At 62.3% G+C, this 26,394-nt stretch carries 27 protein-coding genes; 9 read left to right on the top strand and 18 right to left on the bottom strand.

Translation table 11 applies throughout. The features are described 5' to 3' along the window. Positions 1 to 13 precede the first annotated feature (13 nt). Together M2395_RS29240 and M2395_RS29235 are read right to left on the bottom strand one after the other, a co-directional pair. Complete coding sequence (locus M2395_RS29240; RefSeq protein WP_015637160.1) at positions 14 to 775, bottom strand: YdcF family protein; 762 nt, start codon at positions 773 to 775, stop codon at positions 14 to 16. A 127-nt stretch (positions 776 to 902) separates the two neighbouring features. Beyond that, positions 903 to 1,223, bottom strand: a complete 321-nt coding sequence (locus M2395_RS29235) for a hypothetical protein (RefSeq protein ID WP_011063656.1) — start codon at positions 1,221 to 1,223, stop codon at positions 903 to 905. Positions 1,224 to 1,483: 260 nt separating this feature from the next. Here M2395_RS29235 and leuS point away from each other — a divergent pair, with 260 nt between their 5' ends. The 5 genes from leuS (at position 1,484) to M2395_RS29210 (ending at position 7,524) form a co-directional block, all read left to right on the top strand. Beyond that, complete coding sequence (gene leuS, locus M2395_RS29230; protein WP_077934837.1) at positions 1,484 to 4,090, top strand: leucine--tRNA ligase; 2,607 nt, start codon at positions 1,484 to 1,486, stop codon at positions 4,088 to 4,090. Positions 4,091 to 4,179: 89 nt separating this feature from the next. Further along, on the top strand, positions 4,180 to 4,785 hold the full coding sequence (lptE, locus tag M2395_RS29225; RefSeq protein ID WP_123431464.1) for an LPS assembly lipoprotein LptE: 606 nt from the start codon (positions 4,180 to 4,182) through the stop codon (positions 4,783 to 4,785). Between the two features lie 41 nt (positions 4,786 to 4,826). Further along, on the top strand, positions 4,827 to 5,864 hold the full coding sequence (gene holA / locus M2395_RS29220; protein WP_123431463.1) for a DNA polymerase III subunit delta: 1,038 nt from the start codon (positions 4,827 to 4,829) through the stop codon (positions 5,862 to 5,864). 112 nt (positions 5,865 to 5,976) lie between these two features. Beyond that, on the top strand, positions 5,977 to 6,138 hold the full coding sequence (gene arfA / locus M2395_RS29215; RefSeq protein WP_015637164.1) for an alternative ribosome rescue factor ArfA: 162 nt from the start codon (positions 5,977 to 5,979) through the stop codon (positions 6,136 to 6,138). A 63-nt stretch (positions 6,139 to 6,201) separates the two neighbouring features. Continuing rightward, on the top strand, positions 6,202 to 7,524 hold the full coding sequence (locus M2395_RS29210; protein WP_015637165.1) for a lytic murein transglycosylase: 1,323 nt from the start codon (positions 6,202 to 6,204) through the stop codon (positions 7,522 to 7,524). A gap of 46 nt (positions 7,525 to 7,570) precedes the next feature. Here M2395_RS29210 and M2395_RS29205 read toward each other — a convergent pair whose 3' ends face one another. From M2395_RS29205 to M2395_RS29145, 13 genes are all read right to left on the bottom strand, one after another. Next, positions 7,571 to 8,518 carry an LD-carboxypeptidase gene (locus M2395_RS29205; RefSeq protein WP_011063662.1) on the bottom strand — a complete coding sequence of 316 codons (948 nt, stop codon included), beginning with the start codon at positions 8,516 to 8,518 and terminating at the stop codon, positions 7,571 to 7,573. A gap of 151 nt (positions 8,519 to 8,669) precedes the next feature. Then, the gene (gene lipA, locus M2395_RS29200) at positions 8,670 to 9,692 is read right to left on the bottom strand and encodes a lipoyl synthase (RefSeq protein WP_011063663.1); all 1,023 of its coding nucleotides are present in this window, start codon (positions 9,690 to 9,692) and stop codon (positions 8,670 to 8,672) included. Position 9,693: 1 nt separating this feature from the next. After that, positions 9,694 to 10,341 carry a lipoyl(octanoyl) transferase LipB gene (lipB, locus tag M2395_RS29195; protein ID WP_011063664.1) on the bottom strand — a complete coding sequence of 216 codons (648 nt, stop codon included), beginning with the start codon at positions 10,339 to 10,341 and terminating at the stop codon, positions 9,694 to 9,696. Further along, entirely contained in the window at positions 10,341 to 10,616 is a 276-nt protein-coding gene (locus M2395_RS29190; protein ID WP_011063665.1) for a DUF493 domain-containing protein, read from the bottom strand. The genes lipB and M2395_RS29190 overlap by 1 nt, the downstream gene beginning before the upstream one ends. 81 nt (positions 10,617 to 10,697) lie before the next feature. Further along, complete coding sequence (locus M2395_RS29185) at positions 10,698 to 11,855, bottom strand: D-alanyl-D-alanine carboxypeptidase family protein (RefSeq protein WP_011063666.1); 1,158 nt, start codon at positions 11,853 to 11,855, stop codon at positions 10,698 to 10,700. Positions 11,856 to 12,041: 186 nt separating this feature from the next. After that, entirely contained in the window at positions 12,042 to 13,040 is a 999-nt protein-coding gene (locus tag M2395_RS29180) for a septal ring lytic transglycosylase RlpA family protein (protein WP_011063667.1), read from the bottom strand. Further along, positions 13,040 to 14,050, bottom strand: coding sequence for a lytic murein transglycosylase B (mltB, locus tag M2395_RS29175; RefSeq protein ID WP_011063668.1), 1,011 nt, complete (start codon positions 14,048 to 14,050; stop codon positions 13,040 to 13,042). The genes M2395_RS29180 and mltB overlap by 1 nt, the downstream gene beginning before the upstream one ends. A gap of 17 nt (positions 14,051 to 14,067) precedes the next feature. Then, on the bottom strand, positions 14,068 to 15,171 hold the full coding sequence (gene rodA / locus M2395_RS29170) for a rod shape-determining protein RodA (RefSeq protein WP_015637169.1): 1,104 nt from the start codon (positions 15,169 to 15,171) through the stop codon (positions 14,068 to 14,070). A gap of 31 nt (positions 15,172 to 15,202) precedes the next feature. Beyond that, positions 15,203 to 17,098: a penicillin-binding protein 2 gene (gene mrdA, locus M2395_RS29165; RefSeq protein ID WP_011063670.1), complete on the bottom strand. Its 1,896-nt coding sequence runs from the start codon at positions 17,096 to 17,098 to the stop codon at positions 15,203 to 15,205. Positions 17,099 to 17,110: 12 nt separating this feature from the next. Further along, positions 17,111 to 17,578 (bottom strand): 23S rRNA (pseudouridine(1915)-N(3))-methyltransferase RlmH, encoded by a 468-nt coding sequence (rlmH, locus tag M2395_RS29160; protein ID WP_011063671.1) that lies wholly within the window; start codon positions 17,576 to 17,578, stop codon positions 17,111 to 17,113. A 9-nt stretch (positions 17,579 to 17,587) separates the two neighbouring features. Further along, on the bottom strand, positions 17,588 to 18,010 hold the full coding sequence (gene rsfS, locus M2395_RS29155; RefSeq protein ID WP_015637171.1) for a ribosome silencing factor: 423 nt from the start codon (positions 18,008 to 18,010) through the stop codon (positions 17,588 to 17,590). Between the two features lie 60 nt (positions 18,011 to 18,070). Continuing rightward, entirely contained in the window at positions 18,071 to 18,715 is a 645-nt protein-coding gene (gene nadD, locus M2395_RS29150) for a nicotinate-nucleotide adenylyltransferase (RefSeq protein ID WP_011063673.1), read from the bottom strand. Further along, the gene (locus M2395_RS29145) at positions 18,715 to 19,980 is read right to left on the bottom strand and encodes a glutamate-5-semialdehyde dehydrogenase (protein ID WP_123431462.1); all 1,266 of its coding nucleotides are present in this window, start codon (positions 19,978 to 19,980) and stop codon (positions 18,715 to 18,717) included. The genes nadD and M2395_RS29145 overlap by 1 nt, the downstream gene beginning before the upstream one ends. A 176-nt stretch (positions 19,981 to 20,156) precedes the next feature. On the opposite strand from M2395_RS29145, the gene M2395_RS29140 reads away from it, so the two are divergent. Beyond that, positions 20,157 to 20,843, top strand: coding sequence for a DNA-3-methyladenine glycosylase (locus M2395_RS29140; RefSeq protein ID WP_011063675.1), 687 nt, complete (start codon positions 20,157 to 20,159; stop codon positions 20,841 to 20,843). A gap of 45 nt (positions 20,844 to 20,888) precedes the next feature. Beyond that, the gene (locus tag M2395_RS29135; RefSeq protein ID WP_015637173.1) at positions 20,889 to 22,205 is read left to right on the top strand and encodes a bifunctional DedA family/phosphatase PAP2 family protein; all 1,317 of its coding nucleotides are present in this window, start codon (positions 20,889 to 20,891) and stop codon (positions 22,203 to 22,205) included. 42 nt (positions 22,206 to 22,247) lie between these two features. Here the strand turns inward: M2395_RS29135 and M2395_RS29130 are convergent, their stop codons facing one another. Genes M2395_RS29130 through M2395_RS29120 form a run of 3 tightly spaced genes read right to left on the bottom strand, consistent with a single transcriptional unit; the run spans position 22,248 to position 23,924 of the window. After that, entirely contained in the window at positions 22,248 to 22,838 is a 591-nt protein-coding gene (locus M2395_RS29130) for an LON peptidase substrate-binding domain-containing protein (RefSeq protein WP_011063677.1), read from the bottom strand. Positions 22,839 to 22,848: 10 nt separating this feature from the next. Further along, positions 22,849 to 23,565 carry an LrgB family protein gene (locus tag M2395_RS29125; protein WP_011063678.1) on the bottom strand — a complete coding sequence of 239 codons (717 nt, stop codon included), beginning with the start codon at positions 23,563 to 23,565 and terminating at the stop codon, positions 22,849 to 22,851. Then, complete coding sequence (locus tag M2395_RS29120) at positions 23,562 to 23,924, bottom strand: CidA/LrgA family protein (RefSeq protein WP_011063679.1); 363 nt, start codon at positions 23,922 to 23,924, stop codon at positions 23,562 to 23,564. The genes M2395_RS29125 and M2395_RS29120 overlap by 4 nt, the downstream gene beginning before the upstream one ends. A gap of 178 nt (positions 23,925 to 24,102) precedes the next feature. Here M2395_RS29120 and M2395_RS29115 point away from each other — a divergent pair, with 178 nt between their 5' ends. After that, positions 24,103 to 24,558, top strand: a complete 456-nt coding sequence (locus M2395_RS29115) for a MaoC family dehydratase (protein WP_015637175.1) — start codon at positions 24,103 to 24,105, stop codon at positions 24,556 to 24,558. Between the two features lie 103 nt (positions 24,559 to 24,661). After that, positions 24,662 to 26,380, top strand: a complete 1,719-nt coding sequence (locus tag M2395_RS29110; protein ID WP_011063681.1) for a C13 family peptidase — start codon at positions 24,662 to 24,664, stop codon at positions 26,378 to 26,380. Positions 26,381 to 26,394 lie beyond the last annotated feature (14 nt).

Below are 26,394 nucleotides of genomic sequence, written 5' to 3'. Positions count from 1 at the left end.
AGCCGGATTGACATCAGCGATAGAACAACCGGTAGCCCAATTGGCCCATTGCCTCATTGAGCAACTGCCCGCTCTGCCAGATCGACTTGAACTCAGGCATCCAGCCTCCGAGCGGACGGGCGTTATCCATTCCCAGGAACCCCACTGGCGCAGGCACCACTTCAAACCCGGCGTGCTCGAAACTCCACACCGAGCGGGGCATGTGCCAGGCCTGGGTCACCACCACCACACGCTTGATCCCCAATGGCAGCAGGACTTCGGCGCTGAACTGCGCGTTTTCCCAGGTAGTGCGGCTGCGACCTTCCTGCCAGCGCACCGTCACGCCAAAGTCATCGAGCAGGGATTGCGCCATCAACGCAGCCTCGGTGGGCGGCGTACCGTAATGCAAGCCGCCGCTGGTCAGCACCGGCAGCCCGGAGGCCTTGGCCAGGCGCGCGGCATAACGTTCGCGCTCCAGGCCCACGCCGGTGGGCTGATCGGAGCCCCACGCCGGATCGCCCCGCTCCCGCCCCGAACCCAGCACCACAATCACATCCGCCTGCTCGGCCAGGCTCGCCCATTGGCTTTGCGGCAAGGGCGGCAGGCGCTCCAGACCGCGCGCCCCCCACTCCACCATGACCGGCAGACTCATCAACCAGAAACCACCCAGCCCCAAGGCAAAACACCAACCTGCCAGCCGTGGCCGGGAACGGCGCAAGCCCCAAGCAAGCAGCAGCAACAGCAACAGAATGCCGGGCGGCAGCAGCAACTGTTTGATGAAATAGCGAAAAGGCATCGAGCATCTCCAACAAGATGCCCGAAGCCTAAAGGGGATACCTGTCCGGCAACAACCAATGCCTGGTATTTTTGCTCCCGAGGTCCTCGGCCGCGACCTCGCTCGACCCGATAAGGGGCCCTGGGACCTACTTGAACTGCTGAGATCGGACTTTCACCGATGCCTTGACGGGCGCCTGATCCTTCAGCCAAATGATCTTGGCCGAACGAGGCACCTCCTGGTGTTGCAGACTGCCCATTGGATTGATCTGCATTTCACGTTGATGGCGGGCCAGATAGGCCCTGATCAATTCAAACTCCGCCCGGCTCAAACCCCGCAGCTCCAGCTCGATAGGCCGCTCATTGCGCAGTCGATCCGCCGTTTTTGCCGCATCCAGGGCCAGAGCCAGTCGATTGAGGAGCCTTTCATACACCTCCGGTTCTGTTGCTTTTCGCTGCGATTCAAGCATCCGTTCACCTCATCGAAGATAAGACTCACTCCCCTTTTTGAGCTTAGTCGGACAGCCGAAAGCGACGCGCCGCCGCGACCAACGGCCCGCCCGAGCAATCAGGGTTTCCCTCGGCAGAGTGCGGTCATGTATGCTACGGCGCTTCCTGTAACTCCACTTCCAGCTCCATCGGGCACTGAAAAACGCCGCATTTGGCGTCATCGCCACCCGAAGTTGCGTTGAAGAGGATTAGGCCACCCCTATTCAGTACAAAAGTAGCCATGCACGAACACTATCAGCCCCGTGAAATCGAAGCCGCCGCCCAGTCGTTCTGGGACGAGCAAAAGTCCTTTGAAGTCAGTGAACAGCCAGGCAAGGAAACTTACTACTGCCTATCGATGTTCCCTTACCCCAGCGGCAAGCTACACATGGGGCACGTGCGCAACTACACCATCGGCGACGTGATCTCCCGCTACCAGCGCATGCAAGGCAAGAACGTTCTGCAACCCATGGGTTGGGACGCCTTCGGCATGCCGGCGGAAAACGCCGCGATGAAAAACAACGTGGCTCCCGCCAAGTGGACCTACGAAAACATCGCCTACATGAAGACCCAGTTGCGCAGCCTGGGCCTGGCGGTGGACTGGTCCCGCGAGGTCACCACCTGCAAGCCGGACTACTACCGCTGGGAACAGTGGCTGTTCACCCGTCTGTTCGAAAAAGGCGTGATCTACCGCAAGAACGGCACCGTGAACTGGGACCCCATCGACCAGACCGTGCTGGCCAACGAACAGGTGATCGACGGCCGCGGCTGGCGTTCCGGCGCGCTGATCGAAAAGCGCGAAATTCCGATGTACTACTTCAAGATCACCGCCTACGCGGATGAACTGCTGGAGAGCCTCGACGAACTGCCGGGCTGGCCCGAGCAGGTCAAGACCATGCAACGCAACTGGATCGGCAAATCCCGTGGCATGGAAGTGCAATTTCCCTACGACCAGGCCTCCATCGGCGAAGCCGGGACCCTGAAAGTCTTCACCACCCGTCCAGACACCCTGATGGGCGCGACCTACGTTGCCGTGGCAGCCGAGCACCCGCTGGCCACCCTGGCAGCACAGGACAACCCCGAGCTGCAGGCCTTCATCGCCGAATGCAAGGGTGGCAGCGTCGCCGAAGCCGACATGGCGACCCAGGAAAAGAAAGGCCTGCCGACTTCGCTGTTCGTCGAGCACCCGTTGACCGGTGAAAAACTCCCGGTCTGGGTCGCCAACTACGTGCTCATGCACTACGGCGACGGCGCAGTCATGGCGGTACCGGCCCACGATGAGCGCGACTTCGAGTTCGCCACCAAGTACAACCTGCCGATCAAGGCCGTGGTACGCACCAGCGCTGGCGATGAAACTCCGGCGCCCTGGCAGGACGCTTACGGCGAGCATGGCGAGCTGATCAACTCCGGCGAGTTCAACGGCCTGGACTTCCCTGGCGCGTTCGATGCCATCGAAGTGGCGCTGCTGAAGAAGAACCTCGGCCAATCGCGCACCCAGTTCCGCCTGCGGGACTGGGGCATCAGCCGCCAGCGCTACTGGGGCTGCCCGATCCCGATCATCCACTGCGACAGCTGCGGCGATGTACCCGTCCCGCAAGAGCAGTTGCCGGTGGTATTGCCGGAAGACGTGGTTCCCGATGGCGCCGGTTCGCCACTGGCGCGCATGCCCGAGTTCTACGAGTGCAGCTGCCCGAAATGCGGAGCACCTGCCAAGCGTGAAACCGACACCATGGACACCTTCGTCGAGTCCTCGTGGTACTACGCCCGTTACGCCTCGCCGCACTTTGAAGGCGGCCTGGTAGATCCGGCCGCAGCCAACCACTGGTTGCCGGTGGATCAGTACATCGGCGGTATCGAACACGCCATCCTGCACCTGCTCTACGCGCGCTTCTTCCACAAGCTGATGCGTGACGAAGGCCTGGTGAGTTCCAACGAGCCGTTCAAGAACCTGCTCACCCAGGGCATGGTGATTGCCGAGACCTACTACCGTCGCGAAGCCAATGGCAGCTACACCTGGTACAACCCGGCGGATGTCGAGCTGGAGCGTGACAGCAAGGCCAAGATCATTGGCGCCAAACTCATCTCCGACGGCCTGCCGGTGGAGATCGGTGGCACCGAGAAGATGGCCAAGTCGAAGAACAACGGTGTAGACCCGCAATCGATGATCGAACAATACGGCGCCGATACCTGCCGCCTGTTCATGATGTTCGCCTCGCCGCCCGACATGAGCCTGGAATGGTCCGACTCCGGCGTTGAAGGTGCGCACCGCTTCCTCAAGCGCGTCTGGCGCCTGGCCCAGGCCCACGTCAGCCAGGGGCTGCCGGGGGCTCTGGATGTAGCGACCCTGAGCGACGAGCAGAAAGCCATTCGCCGTGCAATCCACCTGGCCATCAAGCAGGCCAGCCAGGACGTAGGCCAGCATCACAAATTCAACACCGCCATCGCCCAGGTGATGACTCTGATGAACGTCCTGGAAAAAGCGCCGCAAGGCAGCGAACAGGACCGTGCACTGCTGCAGGAAGGCTTGCAGACCGTAGCCCTGTTGCTCGCCCCGATCACTCCGCATATCAGCCATGAGCTGTGGGGCCAACTAGGTCAAAGCGGCGCGATCATCGATGCCGGCTGGCCAGCATTGGACGAAAGCGCGCTGGTGCAGGACAGCCTGCAACTGGTGATCCAGGTCAACGGCAAACTGCGTGGCCAGATCGAGATGCCAGCCAGCGCCAGCCGTGAAGAAGTCGAAGCGGCCGCTCGCAGCAACGAGAACGTACTGCGCTTCACCGAAGGCCTTACGATTCGCAAGGTCATCGTGGTGCCGGGCAAACTGGTCAACATCGTCGCCAGCTAATTGGATCAGGCGCCCGGTCCGCGATCGGGCGCCGAATAAAACCTCCAGGGCCACAAGGTTGGCCCATCTGGTTTCAAGGGGAGCAATACATGATCAAACGTAATCTGCTGGTGATGGGCCTGGCCGTGCTGCTGAGCGCCTGTGGCTTCCAGCTGCGCGGCACTGGAACTCAGGAGCTGACCATCAAGGAACTGGACCTGAGCGCCCGGGACGCCTACGGCACCACCATCAAGATGCTCAAGCAACAGCTGGAAAGCAGCGGTGTGCGAGTCCATGCCGGCGCACCTTACAAGCTGGTGCTGCTGAGCGAGGAGAACTCCCAGCGTACCCTCAGCTACACCGGCGGTGGCAACTCGGCCGAGTACGAGATCGGCACCACGCTCAGGTATGAGATCCTGACTCACGACAACCTGCACCTGCTGGATGACAAACTGGAAGTGCAGAAAGTCTTCCTGCACGACGGCAACAACATCACCGGTTCCGACCAGGAGTCTTCCGAGACCCGCAAGGAAATGCGTCGTGACCTGATCCAGCGCATGCTGATCCGTCTGCAATTGCTGACCCCGGAACAGCTTGCCCAGCTGCAGGCGACCGCCGAAGCCAAGGCCAAGGCAGAAGCCGACGCCCTGGAAGCCGCACGCAAGGCTGAGGCGGAAACCCCGCGACAGTCCCCTATGGAACTGCCGAACCAGTAAGCCATGCGGGGCGCTCCGGCGCCCCCCCCTGGCACCCGCCTATGAAACTAGCCCCCGCCCAACTCGGCAAACACCTGCAAGGCACTCTCGCACCGATCTACGTGATCAGCGGTGATGATCCACTGCTTTGTCAGGAAGCCGCCGACGCCATTCGCTCTGCCGTACGCCAGCAGGGCTTCGATGAGCGCCAGGTATTCAGCGCCGACGCCAGTTTCGACTGGGGCACCCTGCTGCAAGCAGGCGCCAGCATGTCGCTGTTCGCCGAAAAACGCCTGCTGGAATTGCGCCTGCCCTCGGGCAAGCCCGGTGACAAGGGCGCAGCAGCGCTGATCGAATACTGTTCGCGGCCTGCCGAAGACACGGTGCTGTTGATCAGTCTGCCCAAACTCGATGGCAGCGCGCAGAAAACCAAATGGGGCAAGGCGCTGGTCGAGGGTGCCCAGACTCAGTTCGTACAGATCTGGCCGGTGGATGCCAACCAGCTGCCGCAGTGGATTCGCCAGCGCCTGTCCCAGGCCGGCTTGTCCGCCAGCCAGGATGCCGTCGAATTGATCGCCGCCCGGGTCGAAGGCAACCTGCTGGCTGCCACCCAGGAAATCGAGAAGCTCAAGCTGATGGCCGAGGGCGGCCAGATCACCGTCGAAACGGTCCAGGCGGCGGTGGCCGACAGTGCCCGCTTCGACGTATTCGGCCTGGTGGACGCCATCCTCAATGGTGAAGCGGCCCATGCCCTGCGCATGCTGGAAGGCTTGCGCGGCGAAGGCGTGGAACCACCGGTGATTCTCTGGGCACTGTCCCGGGAACTGCGCCTGCTGGCCAACCTGGCCCTGCAGTTCAGCCAGGGCGTGCCATTGGACAAGGTCTTCAGCCAGGCTCGCCCGCCCGTCTGGGACAAACGCAAACCCCTGATGAGCAAAGCCCTGCAGCGCTACTCCGCACAACGCTGGGGCCAACTGCTGCTCGATGCCCAGCGCATTGATGCGCAGATCAAGGGACAGGCCAGTGGCTCGCCCTGGAGCAGCCTGAGCCGCTTATCGCTGCTGATGGCCGGCCAGCGCCTGGCGCTTGCGGCCGAGTAAAGCGGCCACCCCGTCACGCTTACAATTTTCTGCATCCATGATGCTGGACAGCGGCCCGACTCTGGCCGATGATCTGCGCCGCAACACCTCCCTCCCAAAGTGAGTATTGAGCATGAGCAAGCCATCCAAGCATGGCCCCAACAAGGCCAAATCCATCGTCGCCCAGCCACTGTTCCGCAGCCGTCAGGAACGCCCGGCCAAGGGCAAAGGCAGCTACCGCCGCGAAGCCTTCCAGTCTAAAAGCTGGGAGGCTTCTTACTTTCTGGCTGCCTGAAGCCCAGAACCCCGCCGGCATGATAAGGTCTGCACCTGATTGTTATTCTCTCTGGACCCGTGCATGCCCTTTTGTCTTTCCCGTCGTTGGCACATGCGCCAACTGATCGCTGCCTCCAGCCTTATTCTGCTAGTCGCCTGCGCGGAAAAACCCACCGCCGCCGACGCCCAGCCACTGCCCAGCCTCCAGGCAGCCCCTCTTGCCGCACCTGCCACTGTCGCGCCCCTGACCGTCGACAACCTGGATATCCAGCCCACCCAGACCTTTGACCAATGGTTGAACGCCTTCCGTGCCGAAGCCTTGGGCGCCGGTATCCGTGCCGAAGTATTTGATCGCGCCTTTGCCGGCGTGACCCCGGACATGAGCGTGATCAAGGCCGACCGCAGCCAGCCCGAGTTCAGCCGCCCAGTATGGGAATACCTGGAGGGGGCGCTGTCCCCGGTACGGGTACGCAAGGGCCAGGCACTGCTGGTGCAGTACAGCGACATCCTGCAACGGATCGAACAGCGCTATGGCGTCGACCGCCAGGCATTGGTGGCGGTGTGGGGCATGGAAAGCAATTTCGGCGACTTCCAGGGCAACAAATCGGTCATTCGCTCCTTGGCCACCCTGGCCTATGAAGGTCGGCGCCCGGCGTTTGCCAACAGCCAATTGATCGCTGCGCTGCAGATCATCCAGCATGGCGATATACAGCCCGAGAAAATGCTCGGCTCCTGGGCCGGAGCCATGGGCCAGACCCAGTTCATTCCCACCACCTACAACACCCACGCCGTGGACTTCGACGGCGATGGCCGCCGGGATATCTGGAACAGCCCGGCCGATGCACTGGCCTCCACCGCGCACTATCTGCAGAGTTCCGGCTGGCAACAGGGACAGCCCTGGGGTCTTGAAGTACAGCTCAACAGTGGTTTCGACTACGCCCTGGCCGACGCCTCCACCCGCAAGACCGTGGGCGAATGGATGCGCCTGGGCATGACTCCTGCCAATGGCAAGGCCCTGCCTTACGGCTCGGAACACCTGTCGGCCTCACTGCTCTTGCCAGCGGGTTACCGCGGCCCGGCGTTCCTGATCCTGGACAACTTCCGGGCAGTGCTCAAATACAACAACTCCTCGTCCTATGCCCTGGCGGTGAACCTGCTCTCCGAACGCTTCGGCGGAGCCGGTCAGATCAGCGGCAGTTGGCCCAAGGACGACCTGCCCCTGAGCCGCTCCGAGCGCATCGAGCTACAGACACTGCTCAGTGCCAACAGCTATGACGCCGGCAATCCCGACGGCATCATCGGCGCCAACACCCGCAAGGCCATTCGTAATGCCCAACAGGCACTGGGCTGGCCCGCGGATGGCTATCCGACCCACAAGCTGCTGGAAAGCCTGCGCAATCGTTAGGAGCCGGTCCGGCGCAGGGGAAACACTCCCCTCGCCGGCCCTGCGATTACTTGAAGACCACATCCTGCGCCAGGGTCAGTTCCCTGGCTCCCGCATCCAGCCTGACCAGCGCGCCCATGGGCAAGGTCAGGTTGGGGTCGCAGTGACCACTGCGCCATCCCGCCAGCACCGGAATCCGCAGCGGTTCGAAGGTCTGCTTGAGCAAAGCGCACAACGCCGCAAAATCCACACCGGCCACATCCCCCACCAATACCCCACGCAGATTTTCCAGCTTGCCGGCCAGGCGCAGGTGATTGAGCAGGCGATCTATGCGGTACAGCGGCTCATTGACATCCTCGATAAACAGGATGATGCCGTCGGTATTGATCTCATACGGGGTACCCAGGGTACTGGCGATCAGCGACAGGTTCCCGCCCAGCAGGGAGCCCAGCGCAATGCCCGGCTCGATGGTGGTCAAGGGGAAGGCCACGGGATGGGGCAGCAGGCTGCCAGCCCGGGCCTGGCCTCGAAGCAGATTGAAAAAGGAGGCCTCGGTGGGCGCCTGCTTGTCGCCCAGCAGGTCGGCGTTGAGCATCGGCCCGTGAAAGCTCACAAAGCCGGCATAACGGTTGATCGCCAGGTGCAGGGCGGTGATATCGCTGTAGCCGACAAAGGGCTTGGGATTGCGCCGCAACAGATCGAAATCGATCTTGTCCAGCAGGCGGGGGCTGCCGTAGCCGCCACGCAGGCACAGAATGGCGTCTATGTCCGTGTCGGCGAAAGCCTCATGCAGATCCTTGAGGCGCGCTTCGTCGCTACCGGCCAGGTACCCCTCCTGCAACCCGACACCCGGGAAGATCCGTAGGCTGTATCCCCTGGAGCGCATCCATTGGTGGGCTTTTTCAGTATCCAGCGCTGCGGGACCGGCAGGTGCAATAAGGCCGATAACGCCTTCTGCGGCCAGCGCCGGCACCGGCAGGTGGGCGTTCAGCGCAGCAGTCGGTTGGATAGGCATGCAGATTCTCCCTGTGTGAATTCACTCAAGCACAGTAGCCATGAATGGTGTCAAACAGAAGAGGCGGGATTTAAAAAGCGGCGGGCGTTGCGAAAGTGCTCGAAAGAGCCGGGGAACTGCCCGCAAGACGTGCGCCTTGCGGGCAGGCAAATCAGGAAACCAGGCCTGCCTTGGCCAGTTTCGCTTGTTCGTCGGCATGGTACGAAGAACGTACCAGCGGGCCGGAAGCAACGTTCTTGAACCCCATCCGATAACCTTCCTCGGCGAACCAGGCGAAGGTGTCAGGGTGCACGAAGCGCTGGACCGGCAGGTGGTTGCGCGACGGTTGCAGGTACTGGCCAAGGGTCAGCATGTCGATGTCGTGCTCGCGCATGCGCTTCATGACCTCGATGACTTCGTCATCGGTTTCACCCAGGCCCAGCATCAGCCCGGACTTGGTCGGCACATGCGGCACCAGTTGCTTGAATTTCTGCAGCAGGGTCAGCGACCACTGGTAGTCCGAGCCAGGACGGGCGGCCTTGTACAGGCGCGGCACGGTTTCCAGGTTGTGGTTGAACACGTCCGGCGGCGTGGCGGCGGTGATTTCCAGGGCAACATCCATGCGGCCACGGTAGTCGGGAACCAGGGTTTCCAACTGCACGTTCGGCGACAACTTGCGGATTTCACGGATGCAGTCGGCAAAGTGCTGGGCACCGCCGTCACGCAGGTCATCGCGGTCCACCGAGGTGATCACCACGTATTTCAGGCGCAGGTCGGCGATGGCCACCGCCAGGTTCATCGGCTCGTCGACATCCAGAGGCTTCGGACGGCCATGACCAACGTCACAGAAGGGGCAGCGACGGGTGCAGATGTCGCCCATGATCATGAAGGTCGCGGTGCCGCCGGAGAAGCACTCGCCCAGGTTCGGGCAGGACGCCTCTTCGCAGACGCTGTGCAGCTTGTGCTTGCGCAGCAGCTGCTTGATCCGATCGACTTCCGGGGAGACGGGGATGCGTACGCGAATCCAGTCCGGTTTCTTCGGCAGTTCGGTAGTCGGAATGATCTTCACCGGAATGCGCGCGACCTTTTCCGCACCGCGCAATTTGACGCCGGTTTCAACTTTCGGACGGGCCGCTCGCTCGGAGATATCCAGCGTCGGGATCAGGGTTTGAACAGCGTCTTGCGCAGTAGTCATATCAGTCGATTCCGCCCGTTAGGGTCGTCTGCTCAGCATAGTCGAGGTGTTTGACGAGCTGCGCACGCAGCCGGGCACTTACCTCGGCAAATTCAATCGGCCCTGCATGGTCGCTCAGCTGGGTCATCGCCAACCCGGCATAACCACAGGGGTTAATCCGTCGAAACGGCTGCAAATCCATGTCCACGTTCAAGGCCAGACCATGAAAAGAGCATCCGTGACGGATACGCAGGCCCAGGGAGGCGATTTTCGCCCCATTGACGTAGACGCCCGGTGCATCGGGCTTGGCCGCCGCCGGCACGCCGTAGCTGGCCAGCAGCTCGATCAGGCAGTGCTCCATGCGGTTGACCAGGTCCCGCACACCGAAACCTAATCGGCGCACATCCAGCAGCAGGTAGGCCACCAGCTGGCCAGGGCCGTGATAGGTCACCTGGCCGCCGCGGTCCACCTGCACCACGGGGATATCCCCCGGGAGCAACAGGTGCTCGGCCTTGCCGGCCTGGCCCTGGGTGAATACCGGTGGATGCTGCACCAGCCAGACTTCATCCGGTGCATCGGTACCGCGTTCATTGGTAAAGCGCTGCATCGCTTGCCAGACCGGCTCGTAAGCCATCTGGCCAAGCTCACGAAAGCCCAGCGTCTGTGGCATCACAGCACCATGTGGACGACACCGGTAGCACGCAGGGCACTATTGATATCACGCAATTGGTCTTCACCGGTGGCGGTGATGTGCAGTTGTACGGTGGTGTACTTGCCGTTGCTGCTTTGACGCTCGGCCAGGGACTTGATGTCCAGCTTGGCGTACTTGGCAAGGATCTCGATCACGGTGTCCTTGAAGCCGACAACCGTGTCACCGATCACCTTGATCGGATAGTCATCGACGGGAAACTCAATCTTGTGCGACTTAACGTCAGTGTCTGTCATGGCAGTAACGGCCTCGTATAGCCGGACGACGGACATGGCCCCCGCTCCACTGGGGAACGAGGGCCACGCAGGTCGACAATATCAGTTGAACAAGCCGTAGAAGAATAGACGGATGCTATCCCACATGCGACGGAAGATACCACCTTCGTCGACCGCTTCCAGGGCGATCAGATCAGCGCTGTGCACCACCTTGTCGTCCAGTTTCACTTCGACTTTACCAATCACGTCGCCCTTGGCGATCGGCGCGATCAGTTGCGGGTTCATGGTCATGCTGGCGGCGAGCTTTTTCAACTGGCCTTTAGGCATAGTCATGGTCAGGTCTTCGGCCAGACCGGCTTTGACCTGATGAGTGGTGCCCTTCCAGACCTGGGCCTGGGCCAGCTCGGTGCCCTTCTGGTAGAAGGTCTGGGTTTCGAAGAAACGGAAACCGTAAGTCAGCAGCTTCTGGGTTTCAGCAGCACGAGCCTGTTCGCTGTTGGTACCGAACACCACGGCGATCAGGCGCATGCCATCACGCACCGCCGAGGACACCATGCAGTAGCCGGCTTCGTCGGTATGGCCGGTCTTCAGGCCATCAACGGTCTTGTCGCGCCACAGCAGCAGGTTGCGGTTGGGTTGCTTGATGCCGTTCCAGAAGAACTCCTTCTGCGAGTAGATCGCGTAGTGCGCAGGGTCTTCGTGGATGATCGCGCGAGCCAGCACCGCCATGTCGTGGGCCGACGAGTAATGCTCTGGGTTCGGCAGGCCGGTAGGGTTCATGAAGTGGCTGTTGCTCATGCCCAGGTCGGTAGCCGTCTTGTTCATCATGTCGGCGAACGCGTCTTCGCTACCGGCGATATGCTCGGAAACCGCGACGCTGGCGTCGTTGCCCGACTGGATGATGATGCCGTGCAGCAGGTCGCTGACGGTGACTTGCGAACCCACCTTGATGAACATCCGCGAGCCGCCGGTACGCCAGGCGTTCTCGCTGACGGTCACCGGATCGTTCTCGCCGATCTGGCCGCGACGGATTTCCAGGGTCGCGATGTAGGCGGTCATCAGCTTGGTCAGGCTGGCCGGCGGCAGGCGCTGGTCACCATTGTTCTCCACCAGCACGTTACCGCTGCTGGCGTCCATGAGCACATAGGATTTGGCGGCCAGTTGCGGTGGCGACGGCATCGCTTCGACCGCCCAGGCGGCGGGCGTGATGATCAGCGGGACAAGCAGGCACAGGCGTTTGGCAAAGGTGGTGATGTTCATCCGTCTCTCGAAGTTGCTAATGGAAACTTGCCCTTGCGGGCAAAACTATTTCAGACAGCCTTCTAAAGGGCTGTCGCGTGTGCAGTTGTTCACTCACTGACCCTTGCCGGGCTTTTGTTGTTCGACGAGCCAACAACCAGGACCCACCCCCCAATACCGCAAGCGGATCTTCAATCTTCAGTATTCTTACTCGGCAGAGACCACGCTGGCCTGCCCAAGGTTCGCCAGGCGTACGCTGTTCTGCGCTTGCTGGGCCTCACCCGGCGTGCCGAATGGCCCCAGGCGGACCCGATGCAGCGTCTGTTGATTGCGGACGATCGAGCTGATGAACACCGGGGCGCTCACCATGCCACTCAATTTCGACCTCAACAGCTCGGCAGCGTCAGGGTTGGCGAAGGCGCCCACCTGCAGATACTGGCCAGAAGCTGCTGCCGTGTTTTTCACTTGTACGGGAACCACAGCCGCCGCGTGCTGCTGGGGCGGCGGGGTCCATTGTTCGACAGTGCCGGCCGAGGCCGTAACCACCGGCGCGCTATTCTGCGCCACTTGCGGCTCGTTGAGCATCAGCGGCGCCGGGCGGCCACGCTGAGCCCACCATTGCTGCGGATCGATGCCCTCGACCTTGACCCGGGCGGTGCCGGTCTCGGCATAGCCGAGCTTCTTGGCCGCGGCGTAGGAGAGGTCGATGATCCGGTCGGAATAGAACGGCCCACGGTCGTTGACCCGCAGGATCACGCTGCGATTGTTGTCCAGGTTGGTGACCTTCACGTAACTGGGCAACGGCAGAGTCTTGTGCGCGGCACTCATGCCGTACAGGTCATAGACCTCGCCATTGGCGGTGTTCTGGCCGTGGAACTTGGTGCCATACCAGGACGCCGTGCCGGAGGCCACGTAGTTCTTCGATTCCTGGATGGGGAAATAGGTCTTGCCCAGTACCGTGTAGGGGTTGGCCTTGTAGGGGCCGGTATGCAGGGTCGGGGTCGCATCGGGGATGCGCGAAACGTCGACATCCCACCACGGCGCACCATCCTTGTGGGCGCGGTTGACGTCCAGGCCCGGCATGGAACGCACAGCGGTGGAAGATTTCTGCTGCGGCGAGCGACTCGTCGAGCAACTGACCACCAGCAAGGACAACGCGGCAAAAGCCACCAGCTTCAGGGGTTTGCGAATTGGCATTGCCAGCATTACTTGACGCCCCGTGCTTGGACCAGCTGTTCAGACAACTGATGTACGGCCATGGCGTACATCACGCTGCGGTTATAGCGAGTGATCGCGTAAAAATTCTTCAGGCCCATCCAGTATTCCGGGCCATTGTCACCTTCCAGACGGAAAGCGGTGACCGGCATATCATCGCGCAGCGCATCATGACTCGACCAGCCCAGGGCCCGCAACTCCCCGACGGTTTTCGTCGGTTCGATCCCGGTGGTCAAGCCTTCATCTACCCGATCGCCACGCACATCGGCGCGACTGACCACCGGTTCGCCGGCCACCCAGCCGTGGCGTTTGAAATAGCTGGCCACACTGCCGATGGCATCATCGGGGTTGGTCCAGATATTGATGTGGCCGTCACCGTCGAAGTCCACCGCATAAGCCCGAAAACTGCTGGGCATGAACTGTGGTAGGCCCATGGCTCCGGCGTAGGAACCCTTGAGGCTCAATGGATCGACCTGCTCCTCACGCGCCAGCAGCAGAAACTCGCGCAGTTCCTTGCGGAAGAACTCGGCACGGGGCGGATAATCGAAACCCAGGGTGGACAATGCGTCGATCACCCGGTAATTCCCGGTATTTCGACCGAAAAAGGTTTCAACGCCGATGATCGAGACAATTACCTGGGCCGGTACGCCATATTCCTGCTCGGCGCGGGCCAGCACCGCTTCATGCTGGCGCCAGAAATCCACACCGCGGGCAATGCGCGCGTCGGTGATGAACATCGGCCGGTATTCCTTCCACTGCTTGACCCGCTCGGCGGGCCGCGAAATGGCGTCAAGAATCGACTGCTTGCGCTCGGCCTCGCGGAACACAGCCATCAGCTGCTCCCCGGCAAAACCATAGTCCCGAGTCATTTCGCCCACGAATTCGGCCACCTGGGGCGAACCTTCGTAATCACCGGCGAACGCGGGCTGCGCTGCACCAAGGATGCTTACCAGACCGACCCACGGCGCCTGCCGAGCGGCCCAGCCACGCATTGCTTGCATTGAATTCTTCACCTTAATCAAACCTGCGCGATCCACTTGCGATGGGTATGGATCGACATCAAAACCCCAAACGCTGACAGTAGCGTCACCAGCGAAGTTCCTCCGTAGCTAATGAACGGCAACGGCACCCCTACGACCGGCAACAAGCCACTGACCATACCGATGTTGACGAAAACGTAAACAAAAAACGTCATGGTCAGGCTGCCCGCGAGCAATTTGCCAAACAGTGTCTGGGCCTGGGCGGTGATCACCAGCCCGCGCCCGATCAGCAGCAGGTAGATCAGCAGCAGCGCACAGATGCCCACCAGGCCGAACTCCTCGCCCATGACAGCGATAATGAAGTCGGTGTGGCTCTCCGGCAAAAAGTCCAGGTGCGACTGGGTGCCCAGCAGCCAGCCCTTGCCGAACACCCCACCGGAGCCGATGGCGGCCTTGGACTGGATGATGTTCCAGCCGGTGCCCAGCGGATCGCTCTCCGGGTCGAGGAAAGTCAGGATCCGCTGCTTCTGGTAGTCATGCATGATGAAGAACCACATGGCGATGGCCACGGGAACCGCAGCCGCCAGCACGCTGAGGATCCAGCGCCAGCGCAGGCCGCCCATGAACAGCACGAAGGTGCCGCCGGCCAGGATCAGCAAGGCCGTACCCAGGTCAGGCTGACGCACGATCAGGATGAACGGAATGCCAATCAGCACCAGGCTGATCCCCACATGCTTGAGATGGGGTGGCAGGGTGCGCTTGGACAGGTACCAGGCGATGGTCGCCGGCATGATGATCTTCATGAACTCCGACGGCTGGAAGCGGATCACCCCGGGGATGTTGATCCAGCGGGTCGCCCCCATGGCGTTGTGGCCCATGACATCTACCACCACCAGCAGCACCACGCCGAACACGTAGCCCAGCGGCACCCAGCGGGCCATGAAGCGCGGCTCGAACTGGGCGATGACGATCATCGACACCAGTCCGATACCGAATGAAGTGGCCTGCTTGGCCAGCAGGTCCCAACTCTTGCCGCTGGCGGAATACAGCACGAACAGGCTGCCGGCAGCCAGGGTCAGCAGCAGCACCAGCAGCGGGCCATCAATATGCAGGCGCTGCAACAGCGTCGCGCGACGACGCATCACATCCTCACTGGAGAGGATGCGGTCAAAATTACTCTTCACGGGCCGTAGCCTCCGCGCTGATAGGGCTGGCGAACTCGGGCTTGAGCTGGCCGTCCTGGCCGAGAAGCCAGGCATCCATCACCTGACGCACTACCGGTGCCGCGACGCCGGAGCCCGACTCACCGTTCTCGACCATGACCGAGACCACGATCTTGGGGTTTTCCGCCGGAGCGAAGCCGACGAACAAGGCGTGGTCACGATGCCGTTCCTGGACCTTGGAGCGGTCGTACTTCTCGCCCTGCTTGATCGCCACCACCTGGGCGGTACCACTCTTGCCGGCAATCCGATACGGCGAACCGGCCGCGGCCTTGCGCGCGGTGCCCCGGGCACCGTGCATCACCTGCTGCATGCCATGGTTGACCTTCGTCCAGTCCGAGGGGTCACGCAGGACAATGTCCGGCATCGGGTTGTGATCCACCGGCTTCTCGCCCTCGATGCTTTTGGCCAGGTGGGGCCGGTTCCACTTGCCCTTGCTGGCGACCAGGGCGGTGGCCTGGGCCAGTTGCAACGGCGTGGACTGCATGTAGCCCTGGCCGATCCCGAGAATCAGGGTCTCCCCCGGGAACCAGGCCTGGCGCCGGGTGGCGCGCTTCCATTCGCGGGTCGGCATCAAGCCCGGCGACTCCTCGAACATGTCCAAAGAGACCTTCTGGCCGATACCGAACTTGCTCATGTAGGCGGACAGCCGGTCGATCCCCAGCTTGTGGGCCAGGTCGTAGAAATAGGTGTCGTTGGACCGCATGATCGCGGTATCCAGGTCGACATAACCGTCACCGGTACGGTTCCAGTTGCGGTACTTGTGGTCGTAGTTGGGCAACTGGTAGTAGCCCGGGTCGTAGACCCGGGTCGAAGCCGTGACCACGCCGGCATCCAGCCCGGCAATGGCCACCGCCGGCTTGATGGTCGAACCCGGCGGATAGAGGCCCCGCAGCACCCGGTTGAACAGCGGCCGGTCGATGGAATCGCGCAGCTCGGCATAGGCCTTGAAGCTGATGCCGGTGACGAACAGGTTGGGGTCGAAGCTCGGCTGGCTGACCATCGCCAGCACTTCACCGGTACTCGGATCCAGGGCTACCACCGCGCCACGGCGCCCGCCCAGGGCCAGTTCCGCGGCTTCCTGCAACTTGATGTCCAGGCTCAGGACAATGTCCTTGCCGGGAATCGGGTCGGTGCGTTTGAGCACCCGCAGCACCCGGCCACGGGCATTGGTCTCGACCTCTTCGTAACCCACCTGGCCGTGCAGCTCAGGCTCGTAGAAGCGCTCGATGCCGGTCTTGCCGATATGGTGGGTGCCGCTGTAGTTCACCGGATCGAGGGACTTGAGCTCTTTCTCGTTGATCCGCCCCATATAGCCCACGGAGTGCGCAAAATGCGCGCCCTGGGGGTAATGCCGGACCAGCTGGGCCACCACTTCCACACCGGGCAGGCGGAACTGGTTCACCGCGATCCGGGCGATCTGCTCTTCCGTCAGCTCGAACAGGATCGGCACCGGCTCGAAAGGCCGACGCCCCTGCTTCATGCGCTTTTCAAACAGCACCCGGTCTTCCGGAGTCAGCTCCAGCACCTCGACGATCACGTCGAGCACCTGCTGCCAGTCGCCGGAACGCTCGCGGGTCATGCTCAGGCTGAAGCTGGGCCGGTTGTCCGCCACCACCACGCCATTGCGGTCGAAAATCAACCCGCGAGTCGGTGGAATCGGCTGCACGTGGACCCGGTTGTTCTCCGAAAGGGTGGAGTGGTAGTCGTACTGGATCACCTGCAGGTAATACAGCCGGGCAATCAGCACACCGATCAGGCAAACCACCATGATGGCGCCGAACACGACACGGCCACGCACCAGACGGGCGTCTTTTTCGTGGTCCTTGATGCGGATCGGCTGGGACATGAGGGGCGCGGGCTACTTGTGGTAAGGGTGCCCGGACAGCACGGTCCAGGCGCGATACAGCTGTTCACCGATGAGAATCCGCACCAGCGGGTGCGGCAAGGTCAGCGGCGACAGCGACCAGCGCTGATCCGCCCGCGCACAGACCTCCGGCGCCAGCCCTTCCGGGCCGCCGACCATGAAATTCACGGTGCGCGAATCGAGACGCCAGCGATCCAGTTCCACCGCCAGTTGCTCGGTGCTCCAGGGTTTGCCATGCACCTCGAGGGTGACGATGCGCTCGTTATGCCCGACCTTGGCCAGCATGGCCTCGCCCTCCTGACGGATGAAGCGAGCCACGTCGGCGTTCTTGCCCCGGGTATTGAGCGGAATTTCCACCAGTTCCAACGCCAGCTCGGATGGCAGACGCTTGGCATACTCGTGCCAACCCTCTTCCACCCACTTGGGCATGCGTGAACCGACAGCGATCAGACGCAGGCGCACAGCCGTCCCTTATTGCTGGTCTTTGTTGAGCTTGGTGAAGTGCTCGTGACCATGCTCCGGGCTGTGGTGCTTGCCATCGGCCGCGCGGCTCTGCTCGGCGCCCTGCCACAGACGCTCCAGGTCGTAGAACTGGCGGGCCGAGGCGGTCATCATGTGCACGATCACGTCGTCCAGGTCCAGCAGCACCCAGTCGCTGTCGCCCTTGCCTTCTTCACCCAATGGGCGCACGCCTTGGGCCTTGACCATTTCACGGACCTTTTCCAGCATCGCGCCGATCTGGCGGTTGGAGGTACCGGTAGCGATGATCATGTAGTCAGTGATGCTCTGCTTGTCGCGAACATCGATCACCAGGACGTCCTGGGCCTTGACGTCTTCCAGCGCGGCGACAGCCACCTTGACCAGATCTTCGCCTTTCATTACTTGGTTAGTCATATAAAACTCGTTTAGCTCGTATGTTTGGAACGCCGCTCAGCACAGGCCGGCAGCGCTCCTTCAGTTCGGCGCACGGTAAAGCCCGTGTGCATCGATATAGGCCAGGACCGCGTCAGGCACCAGGAAACGTACCGACTTACCGCTGGCCAGCAGTTGACGGATCTGGGTGGCGGACACCGCAAGCGGCGTCTGCCAGACGAATGCAATGTGTCCCCCAGGCCCTTGCAGGGCCAAAGGGTCGCTCACCGAACGCGCTGCCAGCAGGTTGCGCAAGGCATCCGGCGGTTCGCTGTCGGCATCCGGGCGTTGCAGCACCAGGATGTGGCAATGCTGGAGTAACTCTTCCCAGCGATGCCAGGTGGGCAGGCCGCAAAACGCGTCCCAGCCCAGTAACAGAAACAACTGGTCATCTGCGGCCAGCTCGGCCCGCATCTGTTCCAGGGTGTCGATGGTGTAGGACGGCTTGTCCCGTTTCAGCTCACGGTCGTCCACCACCAGGGGTGAAACGCCCGCCACCGCACACTCGACCATCGCCAGACGATCGAGGGCCGACACCTGCGGTGTATCCCGATGGGGCGGCCTGGCACTCGGTACCAGGCGCAGCTCATCGAGTTGCATGGATTCCGCCACCTCCAGCGCGCCACGCAAGTGGCCGATATGCACTGGATCGAAGGTGCCGCCCAGCAGACCGATACGTTTGCCCATCAAGTACGCACGTGACCGTCGCCAAAGACTACGTACTTCTCGCTGGTCAGCCCTTCCAGCCCAACCGGGCCACGGGCGTGCAGCTTGTCGGTGGAAATGCCGATCTCCGCGCCCAGGCCGTACTCGAAGCCGTCGGCAAAGCGCGTCGAGGCATTGACCATGACCGAACTGGAGTCCACTTCGTTAAGGAAGCGCCGGGCGTCACTGAAGTTTTCGGTGACGATCGAGTCGGTGTGGTGCGAGCCATAGGTATTGATGTGCTCGATGGCCTGCTCCAGGTTGTCCAGCACGCGGATCGAGAGGATCGGCGCGGTGTACTCGGTGCGCCAGTCTTCTTCGGTTGCTTCCAACACACCGGCACCGAGGAGTGCGCGGGTTTGCGCACAGCCACGCAGCTCGACGCCCTTGTCGCGGTAGATCGCGGCCAATGGCGGCAATACGCGCTCGGCAATGGCGGAGTGAACCAGCAGGGTTTCCATGGTGTTGCACGGTGCATAGCGCTGGGTCTTGGCGTTGTCGGCAATGCGAATGGCCTTGTCCAGGTCCGCCGCGACATCGATATACACGTGGCAGACGCCGTCCAGGTGCTTGATCACCGGCACCTTGGCGTCACGGCTGACCCGCTCGATCAGGCTCTTGCCGCCACGGGGCACGATCACGTCGACGAACTCGGGCATGGTGATCAGCGCTCCAACCGCAGCGCGGTCGGTGGTTTCCACTACCTGCACCACGTGAGGCGGCAGGTCGGCCGCCGCCAGGCCCTGCTGAATGCAGGTGGCGATGGCGCGGTTGGAGTGGATCGCCTCGGAACCGCCGCGCAGGATGGTAGCGTTGCCCGACTTCAGGCACAGGCTGGCCGCATCGATGGTCACGTTCGGGCGCGACTCGTAGATGATGCCGATCACCCCCAGGGGCACGCGCATCTTGCCCACCTGGATGCCCGACGGCAGGTAGCGCATGTCGCAGATTTCACCGATGGGGTCAGGCAGCTTGGCCACCTGACGCAGGCCTTCGATCATTTCGTCGATACGCGCCGGGGTCAGCGCCAGGCGATCCAGCAGAGCCGGCTCCAGACCATTGGCCCGGCCGTTGGCCAGGTCCTGCTCGTTGGCCGCAGTCAGTTCCGGTCGTGCCGCGTCCAACGCATCGGCAGCCGCCAGCAGCGCACGGTTCTTTTGCGCGGTGGTGGCACGGGCGATCACCCGGGAAGCCTGGCGGGCAGCGCGACCCAGGCGGGTCATGTAGTCAAGAACGGACTCAGTCATGGTCTGGTGTGGTCTTGGCAAAGAGGAAAGCGGCTGATTATAGCTGTCGCGCCGGCCCACGGACAGCGGTCACGGGCGGATGGTCGAAATGGAGTGCAAATACCCGGCGTTCAGCCTGAATTAAGCCTGGAGTTGTTACCATTGCGTCACCTTTTCCGCCATAACCCTTCGCCACCATGTCCATTCTGACCTCTGCAAAACTGCCAAAAGCCCTGCCGGACGGCTTTTTCGACCGTGATGCCGAGCTTTTGGCCCGCGAACTGTTGGGCAAAGTCATCCGCCATAAAGTCGGCGATCTGTGGCTGTCCGCGCGCATTATCGAAACCGAAGCCTATTACTGCGAGGAAAAAGGCAGCCACGCCTCCCTCGGCTACACAGAAAAGCGTAAGGCTTTGTTTCTGGACGGCGGCCACATCTATATGTACTACGCCCGCGGCGGCGACTCCCTGAACTTCAGCGCCCGGGGCCCTGGCAATGCCGTACTGATCAAGTCCGCCTATCCCTGGGTCGATGAAGTCTCCGGCCCTGCCAGCCTGGCGCAGATGCTGCTGAACAATCCGGACGCCAGTGGCCGGCCGCGCCCCGCGCAAAAGCTCTGCGCCGGCCAGACCCTGCTGTGCAAGGCCCTGGGCCTGAAGGTTCCGGTCTGGGATGCGAAACGCTTCGATCACGAGATTCTCTTCGTCGAAGATGTGGGTGCCGCCGTGCCACACATCCTCCAGACCACCCGCCTGGGCATCCCCCATGGGCGTGACGAACACCTGATGTATCGCTTTGTCGATGCCGCCTACGCCCCCTACTGCACGCGCAACCCTATGCGTCGCGGCCAGGTCGAAGGGCGCGACTACCTGGTGCTCGGCTGACGCCACCGTCCCACCTCAGCAAAAAACAACAACGGAGTTGAATTTATGGGCCCATGGCTCGACAGCGTGACCGCCTGGCTAACCAGCAACCCCCAATGGCTGGCAGCCGCAGTGTTCATCGTGGCCTGCATGGAATGCCTGGCGATCGTGGGCCTGATCGTGCCGGGCACGGTCCTGCTGTTCGCGATTGCGGTACTGGCCGGCAATGGCGCCCTGTCACTGGGGGAAACCCTGCTCCTGGGTGCTGCCGGCGGATTGCTGGGGGACGTGATGTCCTATCTGCTGGGACGGCATTTCCACCAAGGCATTCGCCGCTTGCCCGGCCTTCGTCATCACCCTGAATGGATCAGCGGTGCGGAAAGCTACTTCCAGCGCTATGGCATCGCCAGCCTGCTGGTGGGCCGCTTCATCGGCCCGCTACGACCGATGCTGCCGATGGTGGCCGGAATGTTCGACATGCCGTTCCCACGCTTCCTCGCCGTCAGCCTGCTGGCGGCGGCGGGCTGGTCGCTGGCCTATCTGCTGCCGGGCTGGGCCACGGGTGCGGCGATTCGCCTGCCCCTGCCCGAAGGCTTCTGGCCCCAGGCGGGCATCGTCATTGGCAGCCTGGTGGTGCTTGTCGGCCTGAGCGTCAACAGCAGCCTGCGGCGCCATCGCCGGGCAACCCTGTTGATGTCCGGCCTGAGCCTGCTGATTCTGGCAGGGCTGTTCATCGGCTATCCGTACCTGACGCAGTTCGACCAGGGCCTGATCGCCCTGGTACAGGAGCACCGGGACCCAGCTCTGGACAAGATCATGGTCATGGTCACCCAGATCGGCGAGTTCCGCGCCATGTTCATCCTCAGCGCAGTGCTGACCCTGCTGCTCCTGGCCCTGCGCCAATGGCGCCAGGCCGCGTTCGCCGGAGCGACCCTGCTGTGTACTGCCCTGGCCAACACCGGCAGCAAATGGTTCTTCGCACGGGTACGCCCTGAAGTGCTGAGCGAGCCTCTCACCAGTTTCAGCATGCCCAGCGGTCACTCTTCCGGCTCCTTCGCCCTGTTCTTGACCCTGGCAGTTCTGGCCGGCCGTGGCCAGCCACCCCGCATGCGCCTGACCTGGCTGTTGCTGGGCTGCCTGCCGGCGGCCGCCATTGCCTTGTCGCGGGTCTATCTGGGGGCCCATTGGCCAACCGACATTCTCGCCGGCGCCATGCTCGCGGCCTGTGTCTGCGCCGCCAGCCTGACCCTGAGCCAATGGCAAGGCCCGCTCAAGCCGATGCCGGCCAGGGCCTGGTGGCTGCTACTGCCGGTCATGCTGTTGATGTGCGGATACATGGCGACACGGCACTTGCCTCACGCCCTGCTGCGGTACGCCTATTAAAAACGCCAGAGGCAAGCTGCGGCCGCCACTACAGGCTGCGGCTCAGGCGAAGAGTTCGCCTTGCAGCTCGTCCAGCAACTGCTGGATGGCATCCAGACGCTGCTGCGGGTCATCCAGTTGCAGCAGGTCGATCTTGTCCTGTTCGGAAAAAGGCAGCAGGTAGGCCAACTGATTGGCCAGTGACAGCTGCCCCGTAGCCTCGACCCCCATATCCAGGGCCTCGACCATCGGATGTTCGGCCAAGGCCTTGAGCAGCGCAATCAGGTCCGCATCCTCATCCTGCAACGGCTGTTCGGGGGCCTCTTCCAGCCATTGCACCCGCGCCACCGTCAGTTGGTCTTTCTGCACTTCGCTTTGCAGAATGCGAAAACGCCGACCGCCCTTGACCCTGATTCCCAGCAGCCCGTTGTCCTGCTGGTGGAAGTCGGTGATCAAGGCTTCACAGCCAATTTGCGCATAGCCCTGGGCGGCCGTCCCGACCTCCTCCCCTTCAAGGATGCACACCACCCCAAACCCGCTGCCCTGCTTCATGCAGCGCCCGATCATGTCGAGATAACGCGCCTCGAAAATCTGCAGATCGAGAATGCAATCGGGAAACAGCACGGTATTCAGAGGAAAAAGCGCCAGGTTCATACTTCCTTCCTTAAACCAGCAACGACACCGCCAACGGCAGCAACACCGCCGTGGCCACGCCCATCAGACTCATCGCCAGCGCCGCAAAGGCGCCGCACTCCTCACTTTCCTGCAAGGCCACCGAGGTGCCCACTGCGTGGGCGGTCATGCCCAGGGCCATGCCTCGCGCTTCCGGGCCATGCACCCCCAAACGGTTGAGCAGCCCCGGGCCAAATATCGCTCCGATCACTCCGGTAATCAGCACGAAGACCGCCGCCAACGCCGCCACGCCACCAATCTGCTCGGCCACCAGCATGGCAATGGGCGAGGTCACCGACTTGGGCGCCATGGTCATTAGGATCATGTGCTCGGCACCAAACCACCATCCCAGCAGTACGCCCAGGCTGGTAGCCACGACGCCACCCACCACCAGCGTAGCCAATATCGGCCAGAACAATTGGCGGATCCGTCGCAGGTTGAGGTACAGCGGCACCGCCAGGGCTACCGTCGCCGGGCCCAGCAGAATGCTCAGGATTTCGGTGCTCTTGCGGTACTCGGCATAGCTCAGGCCGCAGCCGAGCAGCACGCCGATCACCAGTAGCATGGACACCAGCACCGGCTGCAGGAACATCCAGCGGGTCTTCTCGAACGCCGCCAGCACCAGTTGATAGGCACCCAGCGTGATGCCGATGCCAAACAGCGGGTGATGGATCACCGCGGCCCAGGCCCCCTGCCAATCGAAGATCATTGACTGTCCTCCTGCCGGCCCTGGCGCTTGACCAGGCGCTGCATCAGCACGCCGACAAAGGCCATCGAGATCACCAGGGACAACACCAGCGCGCCGGTAATGGCCCAGAAGTCCGCGGCGATGTCCCGGGCATAGACCATGACCCCCACCGCAGGCGGCACCAGCAGCAGCGGCAGGTAACGCAGCAGGCTGCCAGCCGCGAGATTCAGCGGCTCGCCCACTTCACCGCGCACCACCAGGAAAACCAGCAGCAGCAACAGGCCGATGATGGGCCCGGGAAGCACGGGCAACAGCAGGTGATTGAGCGCCGTTCCGAGCAATTGGAACAGCACCAGCCATGTCAAACCGCGTAACAACATACCGCCTCTCCAGCCAGATCCCGTCGCGCATTATAAGCACGCAGGTGCTATGAACCGGCATTCGCCAAAAGCATGGATGTTTACCGGGAAGGATCGCCATGATGATCTAAAGTGGAAGTTTCAGAGCGCACCACACAACGTCGAATACTAATAAATCGTTGATCCAAGGAGAGTCTCAATGCCCCATGTTCCTGTTGCAGAGCTCAAAGATTATGTCGGGAAGGAACTCGGACGTTCCCCATGGCTCACCATCGACCAGGAGCGCATCAACCTCTTCGCCGAGGCGACCGGTGACTTCCAGTTCATCCACGTGGATCCGGTCAAGGCCGCACAGACCCCGTTCGGCAGCACCATTGCCCACGGTTTCCTGACCCTGTCGCTGATCCCCAAACTGATGGAAGACATCCTCGTGCTGCCCCAGGGCCTGAAGATGGTGGTCAACTACGGCCTGGACAGCGTGCGTTTCATCCAGCCGGTGCCAGTCAATTCCAAGGTGCGGCTCAAGGTCGACCTGACTGAAGTCACCGAAAAGAAACCCGGTCAGTGGCTGCTCAAGGCGACTGCCACCCTGGAAATCGACGGCCAGGAAAAACCGGCCTATATCGCCGAGCCGCTGTCGCTCTGTTTCGTCTGAAATCCCTCCGATGCGAAACAGCTCACGCTGTTTCGCTCAACCTCTCTATATATAAGACACACCGCTGCGGCATACTCGGTCCCCTAATTATCCGGAACCCGTTATGCGCCCACTTGCACCCCTGGTTTTGACCCTATTGCTCAGTGCCTGTGGCGACGGCGAATCGCTGTTGCCACCCGATGCCCGCCTGCCGGACGGCGGGCGCTATCGAGGCGACCTGGTCAATGGCCTGCTCCAGGGACAAGGGCGCATCGACTACCCCAACGGCAGTTGGTACGCCGGCCAGTTCGACAAGGGCCAGTGGCATGGCCAGGGGGAATGGCACGGCAGCAACGGCGAGGTCTATCGCGGCCAGTTCCAGCAAGGGCTGTTCCATGGTCAGGGCACCCTGACCACCAAGGACAGCAGCTACAGCGGCGGCTTCAAGCTCGGCCGCCGGGATGGCGAAGGCACCCTCAAAGAAGACGGCATGACCTACCGCGGCGAATTCAAGGCCGACCTGTATTCGGGCCTCGGGCGCCTGGAACTGGACGACGGCAGCCAGTACCAGGGCCAGTTCGCCAAGGGCAAGCCCAATGGCGAAGGCCAGCGCAGCGACGCCAGCGGCAACCAGTTCACCGGCAACTTCGTCAACGGCCAGCTGGAAGGCAACGGCACCTTCAACAGTGCCGAAGGCGACATCTACGTTGGCGGCTTCAAGCACAACCAGCTCAACGGCAAGGGCCGCTACGAAAACTCCGACGGCGACGTCTGGATCGGCCAGTTCAAGGAAGGCGCCCTGAGTGGCAAGGGCGAACTGACCGGCGCCGACGGCAGCCACTATGTCGGCACCTTCAGCGACTGGCGCTTCAGCGGTGAGGGGCGGCTCAACCTCAGCGATGGCAGCTTCTACGTTGGCGGCTTCGACAGTGACAACTACCAAGGCCACGGCGTACTGGTACTGCGCGATGGCAGCGTGCAAAGCGGTGTATGGAACAACGGCCTGCGGGTTCGCGACGCCGATGGCAAGCTACTGCCAGACCCGCTGGAAACTGCGCTGCTGGTCCAGGGCCGCTTGCTCAAGGAAGCCCTCGATACGGTGCCCGCCTCCACCCCGGCCATCGAACTCTACAGCCTGACCCTGGCCGGCGACGGCAAGCAGAGCGTGTTCCTGCGCGAGGCCGACTATGTCAGCAACATGCTCGCCAGTCGCTTCGGCGCCTACGGCCAGATCCGCCTGGTCAATCACCGCGACCACCTGATGAACCGGCCCATGGCCACCCGGGAAAACCTGCGCCGCGCCGCCCAGACCCTGGCCGAACGCAGCGGCCCGGAAGACCTGGTGTTCATCTACCTCACCAGCCACGGCACCAGCGCCCACGAACTGGTGCTGGACCAGCCGCGCCTGGAGCTGGCAGACCTGCCCGCCGATGAACTGGCCACCGCCCTGGCCCCGCTGAAGAACCGCGACAAGATCATCGTCATCTCTTCCTGCTACTCCGGCGGCTTCATCCCGGCCCTCAAGGATGAGCGAACCCTGATCATGACCGCATCCCAGGCAGACCGGGTGTCCTTCGGCTGCTCGGAAGAGGCCGACTTCACCTACTTTGGCGATGCCCTGTTCGCCCAGGCGCTGAACCAGACCGACGACCTGGAGCATGCATTCAAGCTGGCCCGGGGCATCGTTGCCGAGCGTGAGCAGGCAGACGGCTTCGAAGCGTCGGAACCGCAGATCTGGGCGCCCAGAGGCGTCATTGCCCATTGGCAACAATTGCGCAAACAGCAGGCACGAAAGGCCCTGCAGAGTGTCTCTATAAGCAGCAAGGAAGCACAGAGCAACTAAGCTGAAACAGTATC

The sequence above is a fragment of the Pseudomonas sp. BIGb0176 genome (assembly GCF_024810175.1).
GTDB lineage: Bacteria > Pseudomonadota > Gammaproteobacteria > Pseudomonadales > Pseudomonadaceae > Aquipseudomonas > Aquipseudomonas protegens.
Note: the sequence above shows the minus strand (reverse complement) of the source record. Positions and strands in the feature narration are given on the sequence as shown.